Raw genomic sequence first — 24,793 nt, forward strand, 5'->3', positions numbered from 1 at the left:
GGAGATAGAATAATGATAAATAGAAATGATTTAATAAACAATCCAGATTTAGCTTTTGAAAAGGCCTATGGGGCTTTAGCAGGCTTAGCAATAGGCGACTCTTTAGGGGATGCCGCAAGAAAACCTGAGAATCGTGCAAACTATGGTGTAACAACAGATTTTAACAAAGGGGCTTCTTGGAGTACAGATGATACGGAATTTGCCCTTTTAACAGCAAAAATCCTTATTAACTGCGGCGGCAATTTAACAACTGATGCAGTAGTAAAGGGCTGGATGGAAGACGTTGTTGTTCAAGATGAGTTTAGACGAGGCGGCGCCAGTGAAGTGGAGGCCGCAAACAATTTAAGAAAAGGCATCATGCCCCCCTTATCCGGTAAATTTAATGCCTTCCACATGAGCGACGGCTCCGCTATGAGAATAGGACCTGTTGGTATTGTTTGTGCAGGTGACCCTGAAAGAGCTGCAAAAATGGCAGAAATTGATGCCTCTTTAAGCCACTACAGAGATGGTATCTGGGGCGCTCAGGCAGTTGCGGCGGCAGTATCCGTTGCTATGGTAGACGGAACAATGGACGAAATCATTGATGCTGCGATGAAAGTGATTCCTACGGATTCCTGGTTCTATTTTGCGATGAACAGAGTATTTGAAATCATTGAAAAAGCCAACTATTCAATCCTTGATACATGGATGCCAATTCATGATGAGCTTATCACAACTTCATGGGCTACAACAGCAGAAGCCTTACCTTCCGCTTTTGCCTGCTTAAAGCTTATGAATGAAGATTTTAAAAAAGGCGTAATCCTTGCTTCTAACTTTGCAAGAGATGCAGATACTATAGGTGCTGTTGCAGGTGCGATTTTAGGTGCTAAATACGGTATTTCCGGTATTCCTGCTCATTGGGCAGAAAAAGTACGCTATCCAAGCGGTACCTGCTTACAGTTTACAAAAGGTTTAGATATTAAAGAGATGGCCGGTAAATTGGCTAATCTTATTAAATAACGCAAGAACCTGTATTCTAAGTTGAGGGATTAAAAAGTAAATTTTGAAACCTTTATAGATTTAATATTTTTATACAAAAGGTGTGAAAAGTTTTGCTTTTTGCTTACTCAAGCTTTGCCTGCGGCAAACTTACATTATATAATTAAATATAAAAAGGGCCGTAATAAAGGAATATTGCATTTTATTACGGCCCTTTTTCTTCATGAACAGGAGGTAAAAAATGGAACAATTAAAAGCTTCAACTGCCGGAACTTTAGAATCCAGTGATGTTTATATAGTTTTAGAACCCAATTCAGATTCTTCTGTAAATATAAAGCTAGATAGCGTAGTAGAAAAGCAGTTTGGCGATGAAATCAGAAAATTAGTTTATGCCACATTGGAAAAATATAATGTAAAAGGTATAAATTTAGATATAACAGATAAAGGTGCATTGGATTGCACTATTTTAGCAAGACTTACGACAGTGTTAAAAAGGGCAGGTGTTCCTATTGAGCAATAAATTAAGGCGTTCTCTTTTATATGTTCCGGGGAATAATCCTGCTATGATACAAAATGCTTATATTTACGGCAGTGACGGAATTGTTCTCGACTTGGAGGATTCCGTATCTATTAATGAAAAAGATGCGGCAAGGGACTTAGTTTTTCATGCCTTAAATACAATAGACTTTTTAGACGCGGAGCTTCTTGTAAGGGTAAATGACCCTCACACTGAAACAGGGAAAAAGGATATTGAAATGGTGGTAAAAACCGGCAAGGCCTCTGTAAGGCTTCCAAAGGCCGAATCCAAGGAAGATATATATCTTTGCCATGAGCTTATCACAGGATTTGAAAATAAATTTGGTTTGGAAGAAAATTCTACAAAAATGATGGCCGCTATTGAAACGGCAAAAGGGATTGCAAATGTGAATGAAATTGCTTTAGCAAGCGAAAGGCTTACAGGAATTTCTTTAGGGGCAGAGGATTTTGTTACGGATTTAGGTACTAAAAGAAGCAGCGGCGGAGAAGAACTGCTTTTTGCAAGAAGTGCCATTGTAATTGCTGCCAAAATGGCAGGCATTGACCCCATAGATACAGTTTACTCAGATGTTTCAAATGAGGAAGGGTTTATAAAGGAAGTGAAGCTTATAAAACAACTGGGTTTTGTAGGTAAATCCGTCATTAACCCTAAACAAATAAGAAAGCTCCATGAAATATTTAACCCCACTCAGGAAGAAATTGACCATGCCTTAAATGTTATGTATGCAATTGAAGAGGCAGAGAAAAAAGGCTCTGGGGTTATCGCTTTAGACGGAAAAATGATAGATAAGCCTATTGTATTAAGGGCAAAGCATATGCTGAGGCTTGCGAAGGTTTCAGGGCTTATAAAGGAGGGTTATGATGAATAGGGACAATCCTTATAATTCGGAGGAATTTAATCAAGACAGTATTCTTAAAAATACTCTGCCTTTACCCCAAAAAAACAGCGAAAGCAGAAAGCTGGTTAAGGATTTAAAAGAAGCCGTAAAATTATCCGGCCTTGAAGACGGCATGACCATATCCTTCCATCACCATTTTAGAGATGGGGATCATGTAGTCAATATGGTCTTGGATTTGCTTTCCGAAATGGGCTTTAAAAATCTGGGTTTAAATGCTTCTTCCTTAACGGGAGGGCAAAAAAACCTCGTAAAGCATATAGAAAGCGGTTTAATCACGAGGATTGAGGCAAGCGGTATTCATGGCGCCTTAGGGGAATATGTTTCAACAGGCAATATGGAGATGCCTGTCATATTTCGTTCCCACGGCGGCAGAGCTTATGCTATAGCAAAGGGAGAAGCAAAAATAGACGTTGCCTTTTTAGGGGCGCCGTCTTCCGATGCTTTCGGCAATGCCCTTGGATATGTAAAGAGCGAGAATAACGATTTAATGTGCGGTTCTTTGGGCTATGCCATGGTTGACGCCATGTATGCAAAGAAAACCATTATCATCACAAATAACCTTGTAAATTACCCCAATACACCTTTCAGCATACCGGAACATCATGTGGACTATGTTGTATATACGGATAAACCTGTGGGCAATCCATCGGGCATAAAAAGCGGCACTACCCGCTCTAATTTTAATGTGCGTGAAGATTTAATCGGTGAAAAATGTGCAGAAATCATTGAAGCAAGCGGGTACTTGGAAAACGGATTTTCAATGCAAATGGGTTCCGGCGGTGCTTCATTGGCTGTTGCAGGATATATTCGGGAAGGAATGATAAAAAAAAGTATAAAAGCCGCTTTTGCATTGGGCGGGATAACGGCAGCAACTGTAAAAATGCATGAAGAAGGGCTTATTGAAAGGCTTCTTGATGTTCAATCCTTTGATTTGGAGGCGGCCCGTTCTATAAAAGAAAATAAGTTTCATCAGGAAATAAGCGCCATACAGTATGCAAGCATTGGAAATAAATCCTCAGCAGTAGAAAAACTGGATTTTGTGGTCCTTTCCGGCCTTGAGGTAGACGTTGATTTTAACGTAAATGCCTTAACCGGTTCAGATGGGCTGATTATGGGGGCTTTAGGGGGGCACCCGGATACAGCGGCAGGGGCTTCTTTAACCATCATTGCAATCCCTCTTACAAGAGGCAGAATCCCTTGTGTAGTTAATAAGGTTCTTACAGTAGTAACCCCGGGGAATACAGTAGATGTTATTGTAACGGACCATGGAATAGCGGTGAATCCCCTTAGGAAAGATTTAACAGCAAAATTAAAAGACAGCGGTATTAAACTAACGCCTATTGAAGAATTAAAATATAAAGCTGAAAAAATAACAGGAAAACCAAAGCCAATAGAATTTAAAGAAAAAATAGTGGGTATTGTTAATTATAGAGACAATTCTATTATTGACAGGATTAAGCAGGTCAAATAAATACTATAGTCGAATAAAATATGAAACAGTAGCATAATCCATTTGTTTTTTTCTTGTTTTAAGTTATCTAAAGCTTAGTGTGCACTTGGGGATAAAAGCAAATGGATTATACTGTAATTATAAAGGGGCAATTATATGAAAAAAATAGCTGTTATCGGCAGTTTAAATATGGATTTAGTAATAACTACAGACAGGCTCCCGAATATGGGGGAAACGATTACAGGCAAAAACTTTAGTCAAATCCCAGGGGGGAAAGGTGCAAATCAGGGCGTTGCCTGCGGCAGGTTAGGGGGCAATACAAGATTTTTAGGCAAAGTCGGAAACGATAGTTATGGCAATACATTAATAGAAAGCCTGAAAAATGCTGGTGTAGATACAAATTTTATTATTCAAGACAGCAGCGAAACTACAGGCATTGCAATGATTACCGTGTGTAACGGTGAAAATATGATTATACTGAATCCCGGTGCAAACGGCAAAGTCACTTGTGAAGATATCGAGAGCAATATCGATGTTTTAGAAGAAGCAGACATCCTTATGATGCAGCTTGAAATACCTTTTGAAACAGTAGAATACATAATAAATAAATATAAAGGCAGTAAAACCATAATTCTTGATCCGGCACCATTTATTCCATTGGAAAAGGAATTATTAAAGGGCATTGATTATATAACACCAAATGAATATGAAGCAGGGCTTCTTTGCAATATCAATACGGAAACAGAAAAGGGAATTCTTGAGGCTTTAGATGCATTAAAAGAGATAGGCGTAAAATACCCAATCATAACCTTAGGAAGCAAAGGCATTGCTTTTTATAACGGTACTGAAAATAAAATAATGCCGGGCTTTAAAGTAAATGCAGTAGATACAACTGCCGCAGGCGATACCTTTGCAGGGGCTTTTGCCGTAGCAATGTCAAAAGGTGAAACCATGGAAAACGCCCTCCTATTTGCACAAAAGGCGGCGGCAATTGCAACTACAAAATTTGGGGCACAAAGTTCTATACCCTCATTTGAAGAAGTTGAAAAGTATTTGCTTCAAATATAAAAAATATAGCTCCGAAAACATTCCTGTTTCTTAATAATTTATACAGTTATAGTAAAACAAGCTTAAGGCAGGAACAAAAAGCCATTTTTCATAAACGTCTTAAAATATAGAATCTCTATTTTAAGCCGTTTGAAATATACGATTTTTGTTACGCTAATTCATTGTTTTGCTATAGGTAAATTTATTGTAAAACAAAATACTTATTCCTCTAGCTGTCAGGATTTAAGAATTTATTGACTTTTCAGTTAACATATGGTAACATTTATAAAACATTACGAAATTGACATTCGGAAACTTATATAGAAAGGGTGATAAAATCATGAGTCTTTTCGATTTAACAGGTAAAGTAGCAGTTGTAACGGGAGCTTCTTCCGGACTTGGTGTTCAGTTTGCCCATGCCCTTGCAGAACAAGGTGCAAGCCTTGCTTTGGTAGCAAGAAGAAAGGACAGGCTTGATAAGCTTGCTGAAGAATTTAACAATAAAGGCACAAAAGCTATAGCAGTTAAATGCGATGCTTCCAAGGAAGAAGAAATTATTGCCGCTGTTAAAGAAATCAAGAATCATTTCGGAAGAATTGATATTCTTGTAAACAATGCAGGCGTAGGACTCGTTGACAAAGCCGAAAACCAGTCCAAAGAGCTTTGGGATACGGTTATAGGTATAAATCTTACTGGTGTTTTCTTATTTTCCAGAGAGGTTGCAAAGGTAATGATTCCTCAAAAATACGGTAAAATTATTAATCTTGGCTCCCTTCACAGCAATACTGCTATCAGTGCCGCTGTTAATTCCGTATCTGCTTACTGCGCATCAAAAGGCGGAGTACAGATGCTTACTAAATCTCTTGCGGCAGAATGGGCACAGCATAATATTACTGTAAATGCCATTGGGCCTGCATATTTCCCATCTGAAATGACTGACAGCGCAGTTAGCAACGAAGGCTTTAAACAGTTTGTTGAAGCCCGTTGTCCGATGGGCCGCTTTGGCCGTGACGGCGAGCTGAACGGAGCATTGATTTATTTCGCTTCTGACGCTTCCTCTTATACAACCGGACAACTCTTAAACATAGACGGCGGCTGGAATACCATATAATAGGATTTCTATATCCACATCTGGAATGATGCATATAAAGCGGCACAGCAGTTAAACCCAACTGCTGTGCTGCTTTTAATATGGGATTAAAATATTTTATAATAAAAGCCTATAGATGGTTCTTTTTATATGAGGCTTTATACTTTATTTTTAGAAGAATACACGGCTTATAATAAGAACAGCAATATTTTGGGTGAAATTGTTTACCAAATGAGAATATAGTAATATAGCTTTAAGGTAGTAACAAAAACCTATTTTTCATAAACGGCGTCATCTATAGAAGTACTTAAATGAAGCCATTCAAAATATACGCTTGTTGTTACCCTATTTAAGGTATATCATTATACATAAGCGTTAAGTTCAGAATAAAAAGAAAAGTTAGAGAACATATAAGAATAAAAGACAATAGGATTTTATTCTTATAATAAATGATACTTTACTAATTTATTACAGTTTAAATACGAAATCCGTACAAATCCAAGGAATCATTGAACTTTTAACTGCATAATAGTAAAATAGGCAGGAAAGTATAAATAGAGGAGCAAAATTATGAAGACAACAATTATGGTGAAAATCAAATAATCCTTATTTTTAGTAGCGCTTTTATATATTTGAATATATTTACTGCGGTACTTTTGCCGCAGTTTTTTTATGTTCTTTTGTAGATGCCTTCTAATAGGACGGGAATTTATACTCGAATAAATATGAAACAAGTATTGTTAATTTGATTTTTTTCTTATTTTAAGCTATCTAAGACCTAATATTACTTTGGAATAAAAACAAATTGACTATATGTTAAAAATAATTTATCAAATTAAAGTTATAGTAAATTTCTTACAAAGAAGTAACAAAAGCCGATATACCACGGCCTTAAAACACAGATTTTCTTCGGAAATAGTATATTTTTATGTCAAAGTGAGTGTGCGGCTTTGTTATTGTTTTATTTTAAATTTACTATAAAACAGCACTTAAGCATCATTAAGCGTTTTGGAGAATTAAGTCTCTCAGATTTACTTTCTGCTGTTCTTACTTAATGAGCTTTATTGGAGCGTGATTTTATGCAAAACGAATTATATAAATATCCGCGGACGGCCCATATCATAGGCTCCCGTTTGCAGGCAGGAGATGAGGATTTAAAATCCATCTCCTTGGACATACTAAAAGATAAATACTTGGTAATAGAAGAAAAGATAGACGGTGCCAATTGCGGCATATCCTTTGGTAAAGGCGATGAATTGCTTTTGCAAAGCAGGGGGCATTTTCTGACAGGCGGTTATAGAGAGCGGCATTTTAATATGCTGAAAACATGGGCCATGGTTTACCGTGAACAATTATTCCAATTGTTGGGGAACCGATATATTCTCTATGGTGAGTGGATGTATGCAAAGCATACGATTTATTATGATAAGCTGCCCCATTATTTTATGGAGTTTGATGTTTTTGACAAACAGGATAACGTGTTTTTATCTACCTATAAGCGGCAGGAGAAGTTAAAAAATTATCCTTTCATACATTCTGTTCCTGTTCTTAAAACAGGCAGAATAAAGGATATGGAAGAATTGAGCGGACTGATACAAAAATCTCTGTATAAGTCGGAGCATTGGCTGGAAAATTTAAAAGAAATCTGCAAAAGGAATCTGGATTTTGAGATGGTATTGGGCCAAACCGATAGGTCCGACCTAGCGGAAGGCTTGTATATTAAATGGGAAGAAGACAGTCAGGTAAAGGGGCGGTATAAATATGTCCGAGCTGAATTTGTGGCTCAGATACTTTCTGCTGATGACCATTGGCTGGAGCGGCCTATTATCCCAAACGGCCTTGAAAGGGGTGAGATGGAATGGATATAATAAAACAGATTATAAATTATAAAACGCCTGCTTATAACTGGCAGGAGCGAATGAGAAAAACGCCTCAAAGTCCAAAATACCATGGGGAAGGTGATGTTTTTACCCATACCATAAAAGTTGTAGAAAGCTTATTAAGTGATGATGAATATAATAGCTTAGATGAAAATGACAAGAGACTTCTATTATATGCAGCAATTCTGCATGATATCGCCAAGCCATTTTGTACTAAAATAGAGCATGGCATGATAAGTTCTCCCAATCATGCAGTTAAGGGCGGCATTGAAGCCCGATGGCTGCTTTATCAGTATGGGTTTATGGCTGATTTACTGGGGGACTTAACCTTTTTTGAACGGGAAACGGTTTGTGCTTTGGTGCGATATCACGGGCTGCCCTTATTTTTCATGAATAAGCGTCACTTGGAGCGGGATATCTATAAAGCTTCCCTGGAAGTAAATTTGTATCACTTAAGTATATTGGCGAAAGCAGATGTAAACGGGCGTATATCCAATGACCATGAAGGATTAATGGAGCGGATTAGGCTGTTTCGGGAAACCTGTGAAGAATTTGGCTGTCTGCATAAGCCGAAAGAATTTATCAGCCGAAAAAGTATGGTGAAATACTTCAGCCGAAGTGAGCAATATCTATATTATGAGCCCTATGCAAATAGGCCCAAGGTTTATTTGATGAGCGGTTTGCCGGCCTCCGGAAAAGATACGTATATTAAAGAAAATTTATCCCATATGGACTTGGTTTCTCTGGATGGAATCAGGGAAAGGTTAAAGGTCAGCCCAATCGAAAATCAGGGTAAGGTAGTAAATGAAGCCAAGGCCATGGGAAAACAGTTTATGGCAAAGGATAAAGAATTTGTATGGAATGCTACAAATCTGACTTTGACAATGAGGGCTTCATTAATTGATTTATTCAGGCAATATGATTATGAAGTAAGTATTATATATTGTGAAGTTCCGTTTAATTTACTTTTGGAGCGGAACGAAAGAAGAGAGCGGCCTGTGACGGAGCAGGCGATAGACCGTATGGTAAAAACTTTAGATGTGCCTAAGACATGGGAGGCAGAGGAGATTATATATCATGTGGAGGATAATCGGGAAGGATAGGCTTGAATTAATATAAAATAGCAGAGCAGTCAATTTGCTTTTTTCTTATTTTATATCCTGTAAGGCAAATATTTATAGCAGAATAAAAGTAAATCGGCTGTAGACCATAAGCAAAGCTAATCCTTAAGAAAGATAATAGCAAATGAAAAAAGCTGGAGGATTTCAGCTTTTTTCATTGATACAAGAAGGTACTTTGCTTAGAGAGACAGCTTCTTTCAATTATAGTAAATTTCAACTTAAACAGTAATAAAAATCGTATATTTTATGCTTAGTGAACCTGGAAACACTTACAGGGAAACTGTTAAAGTGTTTTCAGGCGAACGCCCCTTATAGCCAACAAAGATATTTTAATCTTTGTTGGCTATGAATGGCTTAAACATAGGGAGTTTTATATGTTTAAGCCGTTTAACTGTGAACTTAGGAGGGATTCGGTTGTGATTTATATAAATAAATCCATATTTGCAAGGCAGAGCTATAGTTTGTAAAAGTTTTGAAATTTTAAAGTGGTCTATCAGTGCTTTAAATCAGGCATAAGCCAGTCTTTGCCGCAGAAAAAGAGACCTTCTCTTCATATCAAAACGGTATGAGCATAAGTGTTGTTTATTTGTGCTATTTGATTTTGCCGCCATTATTAGATAAACCCATAAGTACCACTCTTTAATCAGGCAGCACCGGAAAAACCGGAGGTAGGTTTTGAAAACAAATGGATTGCAATTTGCTTTCGGTGCCGTTTTCACTGAAGATGAAAATATTGAAATTTTCTTATATTATTATATATAGAGCCTTATTATATAATGGCAGGACTGTTACATCTGTGTTATGATATTTGTGCGGTACAGTGCTTTAATTCTGGGAGGATTTATGCTGGAGATTAAACGATACAATAAAATAGACGATGCAGTTAATCTATATAAACTCATGAAAAATGAGGGAAATGAATGGATTGATTACTGGGGCAGTGAAAAATATAAAAGGGCTCTGGATAATTCTATTGTATATGTGGCTTATGACGGTGATGTTTTATGCGGCTATGTAAGATGCAAAGACGATGATGGCTTTGGCATATATATTTATGACCTGCTGGTTGATAAAAGCCACCGCGGAAACAAGTATGGTTTTATGCTGATGCAAAAGATATGTGATACCTTTCCGGATAATACGGTATATGTCATGAGTGATGTTGACCTGTATTACGAAAAGCAGGGTTTTAAGCGGGAAGGCAGTATATTTATTGTTAATGAATAGAAATTCTGTATATGCCATTTTATTTTGAGAATGGAGACGAATATGCTGAAAGAAGCGTATGATTATTTTAATCAAGATGTTTTGAATGAGTTTCTAGACAGGTATGGGGCAGAGAAAGAAAGCATAAAAAACTTAAATGGTTTTGAAAGTTTTGTTTATGAGATACGTAATAAACAGGGAGAGTATGTCTTAAAGATATCCTATAGTTTAGAGGAAGCTGAACGTAAGCTTCAATCGGAAATCCAGTTTATAGATTACTTATTTGCCAACGGCGTATCGGTTTCAACCTGTATTAATTCCATATATGGCAATAAAATTGAAAAGCGCCAAGAAGGTAACGGCAGTTTCTATTGCAGGGTTTATACAAAGGCCTTAGGCAAAAAAGTATCTAAAGAGCAATGGAATGATAAGCTTTTTAAGGATTGGGGCCGTGTAATGGGGAAGATGCACCGACTTGCCAAGGCGTTTACTCCTTCTGAAAACTTCTATAGGCACCACTGGAATGAAATAGACAGGCTGAATCTTGAAAAATACCTGCCTGCCGGTAATGATATAATTATTCAGAAAATGGATAAGCTTATGCTTCATTTAAATGCAATCAAACGAACGGATGAAAATTACGGGCTGATACACAGTGATTTACATCATGGCAATTTCTTTATGCATGACAATAAGATGACTGTGTTTGACTTTGACGATATTGAATATTCATGGTTTATAAATGATATTGCGATTGTATTGTTTTATGCCGTTTACTGGAGTCCGCTTGCTAAAGATATTGAAGATTATCCTAAATATTTCTTTGATAATTTTATCACAGGTTATGTTCAAGAATGTTCTATAGATGAGAACTTATTTAAAGAAATCCCGTATTTTCTTAAGTTCAGGCAAATTATTTTGTATGTGGCTCTTTGCGAGGCCTTTGATTTTAATAATTTAAAAGAGGATCAGAGGGATTTATTAAATAAATTTAAATATGAAATTGAACATGATATCCAGCTGATTAATTTGGCTGAATTATACTGATAGCAAACGGCGAATACAATGTAGTTTTTTATTCCATAAAAAGAAAAAGATAATTTATAATGAGTGAAAACCCTTCATATGTGTTAAAAAGAAGAGATTGCTGGAGAGATAGTCATATAACGGAGGTATCGATTTGCTGAATAGAACAATATTTAAGAAGGTGTAAACTGGCAGGAACACTGACCGGCTCCGGCGGCAAAGGTATAGCAGTAAAGGTTTTTGGTTTTGCCGCACATTAAGATTTGGGACTATTTTTTGATAAAGATATGAAAAGCAGGACATGAGTATACAATTCATAAAACAAAGGCCCAAGGTTTAATCCTGTTTCCATAGTTTGAAAAGCCAATAAACTTAAGGGTTTGATGGCTTTTTGTCATTCATATTTTTATAAGCTTTAAATACATAAAGCCTATTATTAAAGAGTTTTACTATTTACATTTTATAGAATATTGATATAATTCTTGAAAAGGGGGGAGTGAAATGCCTGTAAAGCAAAAAATAAGGGAAAAGTACAATTTACTGAGTAAAAAGCAAAAAGTAATAGCAGATTATTTTTTAGAAAACAAATCATCTCTATGTTCTAAAACTCTTCGGCAAATCAGCATAGAAACAAAGGTTACCGAGCTTACAATCATTAATTTCTGCAAGAAGCTGAATTTTAATGGCTTTGGTGAGTTTAAAGAAGAGTATGACCATGACATAAAAATAAACAACAGCCAATTAAAAAAGGTGTTTAGAAACGACACAAAAAAAGTTGAATATGATGCGCTTTTCAAATTAATTATAAACCATCAAATAAATAGTCATAACAATACGCTTAATAATTTAAACGAAAAATCCATCATGGAAACCATTGAGCTCATCAATAAATCTAAAAAGATATTCATATTCTGCGAAGGTTACTCTAACTTTGTCGGCAGTTATCTAAAGGCCATGTTTGATACCCTTGCACTAGAAACAGAAATAGTAAATTTCACCCGCTTCGACCTTCAGTTCTTAATGAAATTTCTTAGTTTTACGCCCCAAGATTTATATTTTACAATCTCTTATCCTACTTATACCAGTTTAATTGTAAAAATAGGTGAATATCTTTTCGGCAATGGTTTTAATGTAATTTCTTTTACAGATAAGCCCGATTCTCCGCTAACTAAAAATTCCAATATAACATTTTATTCACACAATGATTCTATTACATTATATAATTCTTTTCATTCTTCCATAAGCATTATTGAAGTCATAATGACTTTACTGAGCAAGAGCAGGGAAGGCAAGATTTTACATATGAACAACAGCGCCGAAAAAATAGAAAACTTTTTTGCCGGATTTAGGCCCATGGTTCAGGATTTATAAATTTATAGTAAATTTAACTGAAGGATGTAATAAAAATCTATTTTTCATAAACGGCTTAAACATATGAAAGTCCTATATTTAAGCCATTCATAGCCAACAAAGATTAAAATATCTTTGTTGGCTGTAAGGGGGCGTTCGCCTGAAAACACTTTAACAGTTTCTAGGTTCACTAAGCATAAAATATACGGTTTTTATTATTGTTTCATTTGAAATTTACTATAATTGCCGTAATAAAAATTCCAAAGTTTTATATTGCAGTTTACTTTGGAATCTTATCATAAGTTTAAATATTAGGGCATATTCACACGAAATAAATATCTGTGTAAAAATAAGATTGACCGATGGTTTCTATCGGTTCGTGCTTTCTTAATTGTAGGGAAAAGACATATATTAAATACTTGGAGGTATTGTTATATAATGCTTCAGATATTTCTTAGCCTATGTGAATATGCCCGTATAAAATAGATAATTGAAACAAGATATAAAAATTATTTTAATTAAAGTGGCAGGCAGAAAAATGGCCGCTTTCTTTTCTTTGTTTAAGCTCGGGTTCTTCTTTTCTGCAAATATCCGTAACGTAAGGGCATCTTGTGTGAAAGCGGCAGCCCTTGGGAATATTTCCCGCGCCGGGAATCTCCCCTTTAAGCAGAATCCTTTCTCCTCGTTTTTCCTCAGATATTAAAGGAGCGGCGGAAAGCAAGGCTTTTGTATAAGGGTGCAGGGGATTATTGAATAAATCTTCTGTTTTAGCGATTTCAACAAATTTTCCAAGATACATAACGGCTACTCTGTCACTGATATGCTCAACAACATTCAGAGCATGAGATATAAAAAGATATGTTATATCTTTATATTCCTTTTTCAAGTCCATCAGAAGATTGATGATCTGGGACTGAATGGAGACATCGAGGGCTGAAACCGCTTCGTCGCAAACAAGAAACTTAGGATTCAATGCAATTGCTTTGGCTATGGCAACCCTCTGTCTTTGGCCTCCGGAAAACTCATGGGGATATCTTTCTGCATAAACGGGGCTTAAGCCTACCTGCTGAAGCAAGGAAGAGGTTTTCTTTAAAGATGCCTCCTTGCTTAAGCCCATTTGTATAGTAAGGACCTCCCCTAAAAGCCTTTTTATGGTTTTTCTAGGATTCAGAGAAGAATAAGGGTCCTGAAATATAATCTGCACTTTTTTTCTCAGATCTCTAAGGTCTTTGCCCTTTTTATCAAATATATCCTGATTTTCAAAAAATATGTTTCCGCCTGCCGGCTCATTCAGTCTTACGATAGAGCGGCCTATGGTGGTCTTTCCGCAGCCGGATTCGCCTACAAGGCCAAGAGTTTCTCCGTGCATCACACGAAAGCTTACGCCGTCAACTGCCTTGATATAACCTGAGGTCCTTCTAAGAACTCCTGATTTCACGGGAAAATATACCTTTAAGTCCTTCACTTCTAAAATAGTGTTACTTTCCATAGCAGTCCCCCCTTAAAAAGCAGCAAACTCTCCGGTTTCCTATAACAGTTTCTTCGGGTTCCTTTTCTCGGCATATATCCATAGCTTCAGGGCATCTCGTATGAAAACGGCAGCCTTCGGGGAATTTAAGAGGGTTTGGAACATTGCCCCGAATAGCCTCAAGCCTTCCTCCGCGTTTCACCTTAATGCCGGGTATGGACATGATAAGGAGCCTTGTATAAGGGTGCAGCGGATCGTGAAAGACTTCCTTGGCAGGCCCTTCTTCGATGATTTTTCCTGCATACATCACGGCGACTCTTTGAGCGATTTGAGATACGACGCCAAAATCATGAGTGATTAATAATATACTCATGCCTGTTTCCCTTTGGAGTTCTTTTAAAAGCTCTATGATTTGGGCTTGTATGGTTACGTCAAGGGCTGTTGTAGGCTCATCGGCTATTACTAAATCCGGGCTTGCGGCAAGAGATATGGCTATCATTACTCTTTGCCTTAATCCTCCTGAAAGCTGATGAGGATATACATTTATTCTTTCTTCAGGATTGGGAACACCTGTCTTTTTAAGCATTTCAATGGACGCTAAGTATATTTCTTTATTGGTCATATGAGGAAAATGCGTTTTATAAACCTCTCCTATCTGCTTTTTAATTTTATAGCTGGGATCAAGAGAAGTCATGGGTTCCTGAAAAATCATGGATATTTTTCTGCCTCTTATTTTTCGTATTTCTTCATCTGAGGCATCTTTAATATCCTTCCCTTCAATTGATATGGAATCCGCCGTCATTTTTGCATTTTCAGAAAGGAGCCGTATAAGAGAAAGGCTGGTTACAGTTTTTCCGCAGCCGGATTCGCCCACAAGGGCAAGGGTTTCGCCTTTATTTATATTGAAACTTACACCGTCAACAGATTTAGCCACACCTTCAGGCGTATGAAAATAAGTCTTTAAATTATTAACCTCTAAATATAAACTGTTCATAAAAACACCTACTTTCTCATTCTCGGGTCAAAGGCATCCCGAAGTCCGTCACCAAGCCAGTTAACTGAAAGCACCGTAAGAGAGATGGCGATGCCCGGCACTGTAGTAAGGTAAGATGCTGTTTGAAGATAATTTCTGCCTTGGTTAAGCATTACACCCCATTCGGGGAGGGTAGAGTCTATGCCCATGCCGAGAAAATTAAGGCTTGCTGCGGAAAGTATGGCATTGCCTACGGATAAGGTAGCCTGAACAATAATAGGGGCCATACAATTAGGCAAGATATGGCTAAACATTATCCTGAAATGGGAAAATCCGGCCACAATGGCAGATTCGATGTATTCCTGCCTTTTTATGCTTAAAACCTGGCCTCTTGTAAGTCTTGCAAAGGGAGGCCAGCTGATTATGGCAAGCGCGATGACTACATTGCGCTGGCTTGCGCCTAAAGCCGCCATAATGGCGATGGCTATTATTAAAAAAGGAAACGAAAGCATAATATCTGTAAAGCGCATTAAAAGGGCATCTATTTTTCCGCCGCAGTATCCGCTGATACAGCCGATAAAAACACCGGCGGCAGCAGCTATAAGGCTTACGGAAAGACCTGTTACAACAGATGTGCGCCCCCCGTATAAAAGCCTGGCCCATATGTCCCTGCCGTAATCGTCGGTTCCAAGAACATGGCCCGGTGAACCGGGAGGAAGAAGCTTATCCTTTAAATTCATATCAAGGACGGGGTCATATCTGGAAAAAAGAGGGGCTCCTATACATAAAATAAGGATGATTAAAAGCATAACAAGCCCTGTTACCGCAAGCCTGTTTTTCTTAAAGTTTCTTAAGATGTCCTGCCAATATGTTGTTGTGGAAAGGCTTTCTTCACCGATTAATTCATTTTCAAAAGAAACGTTTGTATTATTATCCATGCTGTCACCTCCCTTAATTCTCTTCAATTCTTATTTTAGGATTGATTAGGGCATAGCATAAATCCACAATAAGATTAATAGCAAGGAAAGTTACGCATAAAACCAAGGTCGCTCCTTGTATAGTAGGATAGTCTCTTCTGCCGATGGCATTTACAATAAGCCTTCCTACTCCTGGCCACGCAAAAATAGTTTCCGTTACTACGGCTCCCCCTAAAAGGCTGCCTAATTCAGAGCCTAAAACCGTTATGACGGGTATCATAGAATTTTTAAGGGCATGGCCCAAAATAACCGCTTTCTCCTTAAGTCCTTTGCTTCTTGCGAATTTAATATAGTCCTGATTCAAAACCTCCAGCATACTGGAGCGGATCATTCTTGTCTGGGTTGCCGCAAGGCCTAACGCAAGAGATGAGGCAGGGAGAATAAGGTGAGCAATTACTGAGGAAAAGCCGTCACTCATATAACCTATTCCCTTACTTGGAAGAAAGCCTAAATTGAGAGAAAAAACGATTATAAGTACCAGAGCAAACCAGAACTTAGGTAAAGATACGCCGATGGTTGCAAGCATGGTAAATAAATTATCCCATATGCTATTATGCTTAAAAGCCGCAAGGATTCCTAAGGGCATTGATATGCATATGGAAAGAAGCATTGCCGCAAAGGTCAGCTGCAAGGTTGCAGGCATTCTTGCTTTAATTTCATCAAAAACATCATTTTTAGTAATATAAGAAATACCTAAGTCTCCTTTAGCCGCCTTTAAGATAAAATTCATGTATCTTTCCCCAAAAGGCTTGTCTAAACCTAAATCCTGCCGTACCTTTTCATAGGTTTCAGGGGATATGGTCTGAGTATCGCTTACCCCCAGTGCAAGAGAAACCGGATCCCCGGGAGTTATGTATAAAAGGCTGAATATCATAAACGAAATTACAAGCAAAGTCGGTATCATCTGTAAAAGTCTTCTGACGATATAAGATGTCATTTTATCCCCCCTGAGAAAAAGCTAAAAGCCTTTTCCATAAAATATATAGTCCATTTGCTTTTATTCCAAAGCGTGTTTTTGGATTGAGACGACTTTAAATAAGCGAAAAGCAAACGGACAATGATACTATTTCATATTTAATCAAGTATACGCTAAATAAAAAAGACATGACAAAGCCCCACGAATGCCGTAAGTAGAAGGCTTGAAATTATTTGACTTAATATATGGAATAAAGAATGAATCTTTCATGAACAATTCTTATATGAATACAGCCCGCTCAAATGAACAGGCTGTATTGGATTTATATTATTCGACTGTAACATTTCTGGTAGGCCCTGCCAAACCGTACCATAGAGTAGGGGCCTTGTCAAAATCCTTAACTTTTTTATTCATTCCTATTTGAACATATTCAAAATACCCGCCGGCGTGAACCCTGTTTTCAAGAGCCCTTAGCGCGGCTTCTTCAAGCTGCTTGATTCTTTCATCGGTATCAACGTTTGAATAAGCATCGTCAAGCATTTTATCAAGCTCAGGATCATTATAAAACACATTATGAGAGCCTGTGGAAGAAAGCACCGAATGGAACAGCATATTCAGGCCGCCCACGGTGCTGCCGCCGCCCATAATGAAAAGCTCCGTATTTCCTGATTTGATGTCTTCAAGCATCGTTGCCCATTCTGTTGGCTGAGAAGCTGCATCAATCCCTATGGTCTTAAGGAAGGTAGCGGCCATATCGCCCATTTTCATTCTGTTTTGATCAGAGGTAGGCGTTTTTATTGCGAATTTAAGCTTTTGGCCATCTTTTTCAAAGATGCTGTCAGAGCCTTTTTTCCAGCCGGCCTCTTCAAGCAATGCGGCTGCCTTTTCAGGATTATATTCATAGTGCTTTTTCCATTCCTCCACATTTGATCCTTCAAATTCCAGAGGTACAGCGCCGCCGTAGGAGTTTACTGCAAGCATTGCCCCAAAATCGTTATCAAAGATAGACGATACGATTCCCTCGAAATCAATTGCCAAGGAAATGGCCTGCCTTACTTTTATATCCTGGAATATTGGCTTAGAGCAGTTTATGCCTATGTATCTATACCAGCCCACAGAGTTAGGCACAAGCATAAGGTCATCTCTTGAGGCAACTGCTTCAAGATCTGTATTTAAAAGCTGAGGAACAATATCAATTTCATTATTTTGAAGAGATATGGCAGCAACAGCCTTATCAGGAATTATTTGAAACTCTACCTTATCAAGCCCGGGACTGATATAGTAATCTGTATTCTTTTCAAGGATTACTTTATCATCTGTTCTGTACTCTACAAATTTATAAGGACCGCTCCCAACAGGAAACTTGGCAAGGTCGTACCCTTTTTCCATAGCTTCCACCGGGAAGATGAGCACGTCGCTAAGTTCCTTTAATATAAGGGCTGAAGGGAAATTTGAAGTAACGATAAGGGTAGTATCATCGGTAGCTTCAAAGCTTTTGAAATATTTAACCGCATCAGCGTAGTGATAGGACTTATTGTTTTCGTCCATTACGAAATTAAAAGCGTCTGCTATGGACTGAGCCGTAAGCTTTATCTTTTCATCTCCAAATAATTCATTTCCTGTCTGCCAGTAAGCATTATCTCTTATTTTAAGGGTATAGGTTATATTGTCGTCGGCGATTTCCCAGCTTTCTGCAAGGCATGGATAAAGCTTTCCGCCGTCACTTGAAATGAGCGTTTCATAAATATTTGCTATGACGTACCTATCGCCGTCCGATGTAGTAAGGTATGGATTAAATGTGTCTATTGTATAAGGCGTGCCTATTTTCAATACTTTCCCTTCAGAAGAAGCATTGGAATCTTTTTTCGGTTCAGAAGCCTGGTCTTCTTTTTTCGTATCGGCATTTGATTTCGTGTCTGCGGCCTTGTTGTTATTTCCGCATGAGCTTAATAAAAACGAGATTATCAGCATACAAGCAAGAATAAACACAAGTCGATTTTTCTTTTTCATGTAATTTACCCCCTTATTCGCTTTAAAAACGAGCATTGCAGAACTATTGAACTGTATAAAAGTTATAAGGTTTTATGACAAATCTCCCCATTAATCATAGTTAAAACGCAGTTCGTCATGTTTGAAAATGGATGACCATCGAATACAGAAATATCGGCGTCTTTTCCTTCCTTTAAAGAGCCTAACCTGTTTTCAAGCCCCAATGCCTTTGCGGCATTTATGGTTACTGCTTCAAAAGCTGCCTGTTCAGGAAGGCCGTTTTTTATCATAATACCTACATGAACAGGAAGAAATTTTGTGCCTTCTCCCTCGTCTGCCGTTAAACATATGCTTACGCCGGCTTCATAAAGCTTTGCCGGGGTATCCAGCCTTAATCCCCAAACTTCTCTTTTAAGATGGTTTAAAAGGAGAGGGCCTATAATGCAAGTTACGCCTTCATTTTTTAAAATATCAGAAATTAAATATCCTTCCGTAGCATGCTCCAGGGTATAGTCAAGATGGAACTCTTTTCCTATTCTTATGGCCGTCATAATGTCATCGGCCCTATGACAGTGTATTTTGCACCTTTTTTCTCCTCTTACAACAGGGACGAGAGCATGAAGCTTACAATCGTATTTAGGCTTTTCTTTGCCTTCCTCTTCGCTTTGCTTTAATTTCTCAGCGTATTCCACGGCCTCTTTCAAAGTGTTCCTGAGAAGTGCAGCGGTGCCCATTCTGGTAATAGGAGCCTTTTCTTTCATTCCGAAAAATCTTTTTGGATTCTCTCCTAAAGCAAATTTCATCTGCTCAGTATTTTTTATTTTCATTTCTTCCAAAGTTCTTCCCCTTAGTTTAAAGGCGAAGCCTGAACCTCCGATAACGTTTGCCGAACCCGGACCGGTATAACATGTGGTAAAGCCCGCTTTCATAGCTTCCGCGATCCCCTCATCAAAGGGATTAAAAGCATCAGAAGCTTCCACCTGAGGGGTCACAGGGTCGCAGTGTTCGTTATAGTCTTGGATAGGAGGCAATGTGTTATAGGCTACCATTAAGGATAAATGGGTATGGCAGTCTATTAGGCCGGGGATAATATATCCACCTTTAGCATCGATAACTTGGCAATCTTTAGGAATGCTTATGTTATTGCCTACACCGATGATTTTACCGTTTTCAACTAGTATGGTTCCGTTTTCGTAATTCTTTTCTTCCATGGTTATAATTTTTCCGTTTGTAATAGCTTTCATTGATTCCTCCTTTAAAACATATATTTAGCTTCCGAGAAGCCACAGTACAATATTATTTGCTGCAGGTGCGCTTACTTTTGAATATATGCAGGTAAAGAAACAAGGCCTGATATTATAAACGACAGTTACTGCTCATACATTTCTCTTTATGCAATGTATTTGTGAATAAATCAAGCTCTGCTTGATTTTACTTGCATTATACCACACTCTATTTTAAGGAAAAACAAAAAGCAATAGGCGTAAATTTAATTTGTGACTTTTCATAATAATCTCAATATAAATTTAAAATATAAATGTTGAACTTGTATTAAAAAGTATTTTTATACTTTTTAATAGATAAATTTATCCTAAAAATATTATATTTTTTATTTAAAAAAACATATATTATTATTTAATATTTACATTAATTGTTTTTGATAGTAAGACTTATATGTTAAAATATATAAAAAATATATTTTGATAAATAATTTTTATAATTTTAATACATATTTTTATATCGGTTGATGATTGGTTAAAAAAGTAATCAAATTTTAAATATAGTTTCATTTAAGAACAAGTAAAGTACAATTTTATAAAAATACTGTTTGCTTTATATGCTGAAGGACCATAAAAAGAGTATAGAAAAACTACAATTGCGATTAGAGAAAAAGCTTCCACAATTCGCTGCAGATGAAGATTATAGGGCATACTAAATCCGAATAGCCGAAGGCTGGATTTTGGGAAGCGAAATTTCTGAAAAAAACACAGAAATAGTGGAACTATTTTGAGTATTTTTTATGAAGAAGTCACATTTCTATGGTAAAATAAACTTTTGTTTGGACTTTTTAGATACACCCTAAGAAAGCAGATATAGTATTAGATACCTTTGATTTTCGAAATTTAAAAATTAATTTAAGCATTAAAAAGGCTGATAATCCTATTTGAGGTTATCAGCCTTTTTAAATATTATCCTAAACATTAATATAGTTACTTCTCACGTATACTAATCCTGGATTGGATATTTTTTTGTATTACAGTATCTTAAGCTATTTTAATATAGCTATATTTACCTTTAAGGCATTATCTACAGATTAACACATGATCCCCGTTTTTTAGCTGAACCACGTCTGCATGCAGGGCTATCCCAAGATCCCGAAGAATATCACGGCGTTCTTCTTCATTAGGAATATATAAGGTTAAGGGATCGCCTGATATAATACGTTCTTTATTATCGGTTATATAAACTAAAATTTCAGGCTTATCTTTAGCCATTTGTATTCCCTCCAATTTTCGTATCCATAATTGTGTGAATTTTTCTGCTGCTTTCCAAAACAGGTGTAGATTTAATGACTCTTATAGTTGCTTCAGCATTGTAGATTATAGGCACAAAGGCTATCATAAGTTTTCCTTCCGAAAAGCTCCTTCTTGAAAAGCTGAATCTTTTTACGCCGAACGTTCGAGTAGCTTCAAAAACCATAGCTTGTCTTTGGCCTGGATTTTCGATAGTAAGTCTGAATTTATCATTTTTAGGTTCTATAACAATACCGATACCTTCTCTGAGAAAAAGCTCTCTGCTTCTTTCTGTACCAAGAAAATTAGTCACAAACATGCCGTCTACAAATAATTCGGATTGTTCTATGGTTATTTTTCCAAGCTTAACATTACAAATATCACCGATGCTTTTACCTTTTGTAAATAAATGCAGCATATAAATCGTAAAAGTACCGATTATGAAAGAGATTATTATGTTTATTAAAATGCTTTCTGAGTCGGCTATTTTTAAAGACATGACAACAAAGAGTGCTGTAAGCATAGATAGATAATTTCTGGATTCATATGTTTTTGATATTCCGTCAATATAGGCTGCTCCTCTTTTTGCATACTCGGCACCTTCCAGTTTTTCCAGGCTTTCTTTTTCCGATTTTCTTATATCTCTGAAATGCTGTATAGCTAATGCAATAAAGGTTACGGCTGTAAATTCCTTTGATAATAATGCCGGAATTGCAACGGCACCCAGTGCGGAAGCGACACTTCCTATTACGATATTAATAAAATAACCGGTTGGGTAGCTTGGATTTTGCCGTGTATCTATACGGAGCGTTACAAGACGCGCTATAGTCCCCATTCCTATCCCAAGCAATATAATTATTAAGCTGTTAAAATCTAAGGATTTTTCCATCTGAGCCTCCATATAAATAATTTGCTTATGGCTTATCTTCTAATTATTTCCTATTATGTTTAAATTATGCGTTTAATTGGCATAGCAGGCAGGCTGTAAATAAAGTATTCTATGGCTTTGGAAAAGGGCTTTGTTTAATTCATCTTTCACATAATTACTATATACAAGCTGCATAATATTAAAATATTAATATTATAAAACAGAATAAATTCTTGAGGTTTTTATTAGGGCGTGTCTGAAAAGTCTAAACAAAAGTCTGTTTTGCCATAAGTCAAGGCTTCATCATCGAAAAGGGATTTTTGCTTTGCGAAAACTGTATTTTATGTATTCGGATTTCTTTCCGATTCTACTCGAATTCATGTTTTCCTGCAAATAATACTTTTTCAGCTTTAAAGCTTATAAAGGTATTTTATATTCTTGTAGGTTTGACTATTTTCAGACACTGTCTAATTGAATATTATTTATAAGGAGATATCTACTATGTATCCACAATATCCAAATTATTCGTCTAAAGAAGTTTGTAAAGAAGTTACTCTTAGCTTCCCGCCCCAGCATCAGGAAAGACAACCGGGGCTTGAGTATTTAATGGACCCTTTACCTATTTTTGATAATCCTAATTATAAAGGTAAGAGGAAACTCAAAGGAAAAACCGCCATTATATCAGGCGGTGACAGTGGTATAGGCAGAGCCGTAGCCGTGGCATTTGCCAAAGAGGGCGCCAATGTGTCTATTGCTTATCTTTATGAGAAAAAAGATGCGGAAGAAACAAAGTGCTGGGTAGAGCATTACGGCGGAAAATGCCTTTTGCTGGCAGGCGACTTAAGAAATCCTAAAACATCAGAAACCGTTGTTAATAAGACATGCGATGTTTTCGGAAACCATATTAATATCTTAATAAACAATTGCGGGGTGCAATTTCCCCAAGATTCTATATTGGATATAAGCGATGAGCAGCTTCTTAATACGTATGCAACTAATATTTTTTCCTATTTTTATATGACTAAGGCTGTATTGCCTTATATGAAAAATGGAGGCAGCATTATTAATACAGCTTCTGTTACCGCCTATGAAGGCCACAAAACATTAATAGACTATTCTTCCACTAAAGGTGCAGTCGTATCCTTTACCAGGTCCCTGTCATTAAATCTTGCCGAATCAGGAATAAGAGTGAATGCCGTAGCCCCCGGTCCTATTTGGACGCCTTTAATACCCTCAAGCTTCGATGCTCAAACGGTTTCCACTTTCGGTACGAATACGCCCATGGGACGAGCAGGACAGCCCTTTGAGCTTGCTCCAACATATGTGTATCTTGCTTCTGACGATTCTCGCTATGTGTCAGGGCAGGTTCTTCATGTAAACGGCGGTGTTATTGTAGAATCCTAGAAAAGCAGAAATTATTTATTAAGAAGCAAAACTTTAATATTATTATTGATGCTTATAAAATTTATTTATACTTGATTCCATATGAAATAGAATCATTGTCAAATTGCTTCTCTCTTATTTTAAGCTGCCTTAATTCCAATATTCATTTCAGAATAAAAGCAGATTGACTATACTATAAAATGTAAAAAACCAAACTTAGTTTGGTTTTTTACATTTTATATCTTATAAATTCATACAATTAAAAAGGAGGTGCTGTATATGGGAAAAAATCTGCCGGATAAAGAAACGTTTGAATTACCTATAAAAGAAAGCTGCAATTCATCTGATTTCACCGGGCATAAAGCTAGTGATTCCAAAACGCAATTTCAGACACAAATTTTCTTTCATATTCTTTTTTGGGGATTTCTATGGGGAATCTTTGAATCAACAGCAGGATACTTGCTTCACCTGCTGCCCTTTAGCGTTGGGTGGCTGGTATGGTATCCTGTAGCCTGTTTTTTCATGTTTAATGTGTATAAAAGAACTCAAAAGATAAGTACGGTTTTAGCAGTTGCTGTTTTGGCAGCCTCTATGAAAATGGTAAATTTATTCCTACCGGGAAGTATAGACAGGGTAATAAATCCTGCCATATCTATTATATTTGAGGCTCTTTCTATGATGGGCGTTCTTTGGGTTATTAAATATCATTTAGGCGAAAACTTAAAGAAACCATTGACCAAGGCACTTGCTTTATTTAGTATGAATACTGGTTGGCGCATATTATATATAATGTATCTTCTGTTTTTAGTGCCGGATTGGATAAGGGACGTTTCCGTAATTAGCAGCGCAGATAAATTTATTGTGTTTTTTGCCGTACATAATCTATTTACCACGATTGCTTTATTTGCAGGCTCTCTATTATTAGCATATATATCTAAGCCTTTTAACATAATTGAGCATAAAGTATCTCTTATATTTTCCATGGTGCCAGTGCGCTTTATTCCCGCTGCAAAAGCAATACTGTTTTCTTTTCTTCTTTGTATAACCTTAGCTCTTGAGCTGATGCTTTGAAATAATGAATTAGAATAAAAAATGCCATCTGATGTATATTATGAAACTTGG

The 24,793-nt window shown here is 36.9% G+C and carries 21 protein-coding genes; 13 read left to right on the forward strand and 8 right to left on the reverse strand.

The genetic code is table 11. The features are described 5' to 3' along the window. Positions 1 to 12 precede the first annotated feature (12 nt). The 11 genes from NBX03_RS06465 to NBX03_RS06515 all read left to right on the forward strand — a co-directional run bounded on the left by NBX03_RS06465 (position 13) and on the right by NBX03_RS06515 (position 12,605). Positions 13 to 999 carry an ADP-ribosylglycohydrolase family protein gene (locus NBX03_RS06465; protein ID WP_250229935.1) on the forward strand — a complete coding sequence of 329 codons (987 nt, stop codon included), beginning with the start codon at positions 13 to 15 and terminating at the stop codon, positions 997 to 999. A 220-nt stretch (positions 1,000 to 1,219) separates the two neighbouring features. Further along, positions 1,220 to 1,498: a citrate lyase acyl carrier protein gene (gene citD / locus NBX03_RS06470; RefSeq protein ID WP_250229936.1), complete on the forward strand. Its 279-nt coding sequence runs from the start codon at positions 1,220 to 1,222 to the stop codon at positions 1,496 to 1,498. Further along, a complete protein-coding gene (locus NBX03_RS06475) occupies positions 1,488 to 2,384 on the forward strand; it encodes an aldolase/citrate lyase family protein (RefSeq protein WP_267134874.1) in 897 nt (298 codons plus the stop codon). The genes citD and NBX03_RS06475 overlap by 11 nt, the downstream gene beginning before the upstream one ends. Next, entirely contained in the window at positions 2,377 to 3,885 is a 1,509-nt protein-coding gene (citF, locus tag NBX03_RS06480; protein WP_250229937.1) for a citrate lyase subunit alpha, read from the forward strand. The genes NBX03_RS06475 and citF overlap by 8 nt, the downstream gene beginning before the upstream one ends. A gap of 135 nt (positions 3,886 to 4,020) precedes the next feature. Beyond that, complete coding sequence (gene rbsK, locus NBX03_RS06485; protein WP_250229938.1) at positions 4,021 to 4,932, forward strand: ribokinase; 912 nt, start codon at positions 4,021 to 4,023, stop codon at positions 4,930 to 4,932. A 319-nt stretch (positions 4,933 to 5,251) separates the two neighbouring features. Then, a complete protein-coding gene (locus NBX03_RS06490; protein WP_330638498.1) occupies positions 5,252 to 6,022 on the forward strand; it encodes an SDR family oxidoreductase in 771 nt (256 codons plus the stop codon). Positions 6,023 to 7,080: 1,058 nt separating this feature from the next. Beyond that, positions 7,081 to 7,869 carry an RNA ligase family protein gene (locus NBX03_RS06495; protein WP_250229939.1) on the forward strand — a complete coding sequence of 263 codons (789 nt, stop codon included), beginning with the start codon at positions 7,081 to 7,083 and terminating at the stop codon, positions 7,867 to 7,869. Further along, a complete protein-coding gene (locus NBX03_RS06500) occupies positions 7,860 to 8,984 on the forward strand; it encodes an AAA family ATPase (RefSeq protein WP_250229940.1) in 1,125 nt (374 codons plus the stop codon). Before NBX03_RS06495 ends, NBX03_RS06500 begins: the two co-directional genes overlap by 10 nt. 861 nt (positions 8,985 to 9,845) lie before the next feature. Further along, positions 9,846 to 10,229 (forward strand): GNAT family N-acetyltransferase, encoded by a 384-nt coding sequence (locus NBX03_RS06505; RefSeq protein WP_250229941.1) that lies wholly within the window; start codon positions 9,846 to 9,848, stop codon positions 10,227 to 10,229. Positions 10,230 to 10,271: 42 nt separating this feature from the next. Next, a complete protein-coding gene (locus NBX03_RS06510) occupies positions 10,272 to 11,255 on the forward strand; it encodes a phosphotransferase enzyme family protein (protein ID WP_250229942.1) in 984 nt (327 codons plus the stop codon). 480 nt (positions 11,256 to 11,735) lie between these two features. Continuing rightward, positions 11,736 to 12,605, forward strand: a complete 870-nt coding sequence (locus NBX03_RS06515) for a MurR/RpiR family transcriptional regulator (RefSeq protein WP_250229943.1) — start codon at positions 11,736 to 11,738, stop codon at positions 12,603 to 12,605. Between the two features lie 493 nt (positions 12,606 to 13,098). Here the strand turns inward: NBX03_RS06515 and NBX03_RS06520 are convergent, their stop codons facing one another. The 8 genes from NBX03_RS06520 to NBX03_RS06555 all read right to left on the reverse strand — a co-directional run bounded on the left by NBX03_RS06520 (position 13,099) and on the right by NBX03_RS06555 (position 22,309). Next, positions 13,099 to 14,073, reverse strand: coding sequence for an ABC transporter ATP-binding protein (locus NBX03_RS06520; RefSeq protein WP_250229944.1), 975 nt, complete (start codon positions 14,071 to 14,073; stop codon positions 13,099 to 13,101). After that, positions 14,063 to 15,046: an ABC transporter ATP-binding protein gene (locus tag NBX03_RS06525; RefSeq protein ID WP_250229945.1), complete on the reverse strand. Its 984-nt coding sequence runs from the start codon at positions 15,044 to 15,046 to the stop codon at positions 14,063 to 14,065. The genes NBX03_RS06520 and NBX03_RS06525 overlap by 11 nt, the downstream gene beginning before the upstream one ends. A gap of 8 nt (positions 15,047 to 15,054) precedes the next feature. Then, the gene (locus NBX03_RS06530; protein WP_250229946.1) at positions 15,055 to 15,963 is read right to left on the reverse strand and encodes an ABC transporter permease; all 909 of its coding nucleotides are present in this window, start codon (positions 15,961 to 15,963) and stop codon (positions 15,055 to 15,057) included. Between the two features lie 13 nt (positions 15,964 to 15,976). Continuing rightward, positions 15,977 to 16,939, reverse strand: coding sequence for a nickel ABC transporter permease (nikB, locus tag NBX03_RS06535; RefSeq protein ID WP_250229947.1), 963 nt, complete (start codon positions 16,937 to 16,939; stop codon positions 15,977 to 15,979). A gap of 306 nt (positions 16,940 to 17,245) precedes the next feature. Next, a complete protein-coding gene (locus tag NBX03_RS06540) occupies positions 17,246 to 18,928 on the reverse strand; it encodes an ABC transporter substrate-binding protein (protein ID WP_250229948.1) in 1,683 nt (560 codons plus the stop codon). Between the two features lie 62 nt (positions 18,929 to 18,990). Beyond that, positions 18,991 to 20,151: an amidohydrolase gene (locus NBX03_RS06545; RefSeq protein WP_250229949.1), complete on the reverse strand. Its 1,161-nt coding sequence runs from the start codon at positions 20,149 to 20,151 to the stop codon at positions 18,991 to 18,993. A gap of 1,059 nt (positions 20,152 to 21,210) precedes the next feature. Beyond that, positions 21,211 to 21,402, reverse strand: coding sequence for a capping complex subunit for YIEGIA (locus tag NBX03_RS06550; protein WP_250229950.1), 192 nt, complete (start codon positions 21,400 to 21,402; stop codon positions 21,211 to 21,213). Next, positions 21,395 to 22,309, reverse strand: coding sequence for a YIEGIA domain-containing protein (locus NBX03_RS06555; RefSeq protein ID WP_250229951.1), 915 nt, complete (start codon positions 22,307 to 22,309; stop codon positions 21,395 to 21,397). Before NBX03_RS06555 ends, NBX03_RS06550 begins: the two co-directional genes overlap by 8 nt. A 480-nt stretch (positions 22,310 to 22,789) precedes the next feature. Between NBX03_RS06555 and NBX03_RS06560 the strand changes: the two genes are divergently transcribed. Both NBX03_RS06560 and NBX03_RS06565 read left to right on the forward strand, forming a co-directional pair. Further along, positions 22,790 to 23,692, forward strand: coding sequence for an SDR family oxidoreductase (locus NBX03_RS06560; RefSeq protein ID WP_250229952.1), 903 nt, complete (start codon positions 22,790 to 22,792; stop codon positions 23,690 to 23,692). Positions 23,693 to 23,950: 258 nt separating this feature from the next. Next, positions 23,951 to 24,742 carry a hypothetical protein gene (locus tag NBX03_RS06565; RefSeq protein WP_250229953.1) on the forward strand — a complete coding sequence of 264 codons (792 nt, stop codon included), beginning with the start codon at positions 23,951 to 23,953 and terminating at the stop codon, positions 24,740 to 24,742. Positions 24,743 to 24,793: the final 51 nt, after the last annotated feature.

The organism is Anaeropeptidivorans aminofermentans (genome assembly GCF_940670685.1).
Classification (GTDB): domain Bacteria; phylum Bacillota; class Clostridia; order Lachnospirales; family UBA5962; genus Anaeropeptidivorans; species Anaeropeptidivorans aminofermentans.

Bases quoted from the DNA above. Each gene is read 5' to 3' on its own strand.
- NBX03_RS06465 (WP_250229935.1), top strand. From the start codon at position 13: ATGATAAATAGAAATGATTTAATAAACAATCCAGATTTAGCTTTTGAA.
- citD (WP_250229936.1), top strand. From the start codon at position 1,220: ATGGAACAATTAAAAGCTTCAACTGCCGGAACTTTAGAATCCAGTGAT.
- citF (WP_250229937.1), top strand. From the start codon at position 2,377: ATGAATAGGGACAATCCTTATAATTCGGAGGAATTTAATCAAGACAGT.
- rbsK (WP_250229938.1), top strand. From the start codon at position 4,021: ATGAAAAAAATAGCTGTTATCGGCAGTTTAAATATGGATTTAGTAATA.
- NBX03_RS06490 (WP_330638498.1), top strand. From the start codon at position 5,252: ATGAGTCTTTTCGATTTAACAGGTAAAGTAGCAGTTGTAACGGGAGCT.
- NBX03_RS06495 (WP_250229939.1), top strand. From the start codon at position 7,081: ATGCAAAACGAATTATATAAATATCCGCGGACGGCCCATATCATAGGC.
- NBX03_RS06500 (WP_250229940.1), top strand. From the start codon at position 7,860: ATGGATATAATAAAACAGATTATAAATTATAAAACGCCTGCTTATAAC.
- NBX03_RS06505 (WP_250229941.1), top strand. From the start codon at position 9,846: ATGCTGGAGATTAAACGATACAATAAAATAGACGATGCAGTTAATCTA.
- NBX03_RS06510 (WP_250229942.1), top strand. From the start codon at position 10,272: ATGCTGAAAGAAGCGTATGATTATTTTAATCAAGATGTTTTGAATGAG.
- NBX03_RS06515 (WP_250229943.1), top strand. From the start codon at position 11,736: ATGCCTGTAAAGCAAAAAATAAGGGAAAAGTACAATTTACTGAGTAAA.
- NBX03_RS06520 (WP_250229944.1), bottom strand. From the start codon at position 14,073: ATGGAAAGTAACACTATTTTAGAAGTGAAGGACTTAAAGGTATATTTT.
- NBX03_RS06525 (WP_250229945.1), bottom strand. From the start codon at position 15,046: ATGAACAGTTTATATTTAGAGGTTAATAATTTAAAGACTTATTTTCAT.
- NBX03_RS06530 (WP_250229946.1), bottom strand. From the start codon at position 15,963: ATGGATAATAATACAAACGTTTCTTTTGAAAATGAATTAATCGGTGAA.
- nikB (WP_250229947.1), bottom strand. From the start codon at position 16,939: ATGACATCTTATATCGTCAGAAGACTTTTACAGATGATACCGACTTTG.
- NBX03_RS06540 (WP_250229948.1), bottom strand. From the start codon at position 18,928: ATGAAAAAGAAAAATCGACTTGTGTTTATTCTTGCTTGTATGCTGATA.
- NBX03_RS06545 (WP_250229949.1), bottom strand. From the start codon at position 20,151: ATGAAAGCTATTACAAACGGAAAAATTATAACCATGGAAGAAAAGAAT.
- NBX03_RS06550 (WP_250229950.1), bottom strand. From the start codon at position 21,402: ATGGCTAAAGATAAGCCTGAAATTTTAGTTTATATAACCGATAATAAA.
- NBX03_RS06555 (WP_250229951.1), bottom strand. From the start codon at position 22,309: ATGGAAAAATCCTTAGATTTTAACAGCTTAATAATTATATTGCTTGGG.
- NBX03_RS06560 (WP_250229952.1), top strand. From the start codon at position 22,790: ATGTATCCACAATATCCAAATTATTCGTCTAAAGAAGTTTGTAAAGAA.
- NBX03_RS06565 (WP_250229953.1), top strand. From the start codon at position 23,951: ATGGGAAAAAATCTGCCGGATAAAGAAACGTTTGAATTACCTATAAAA.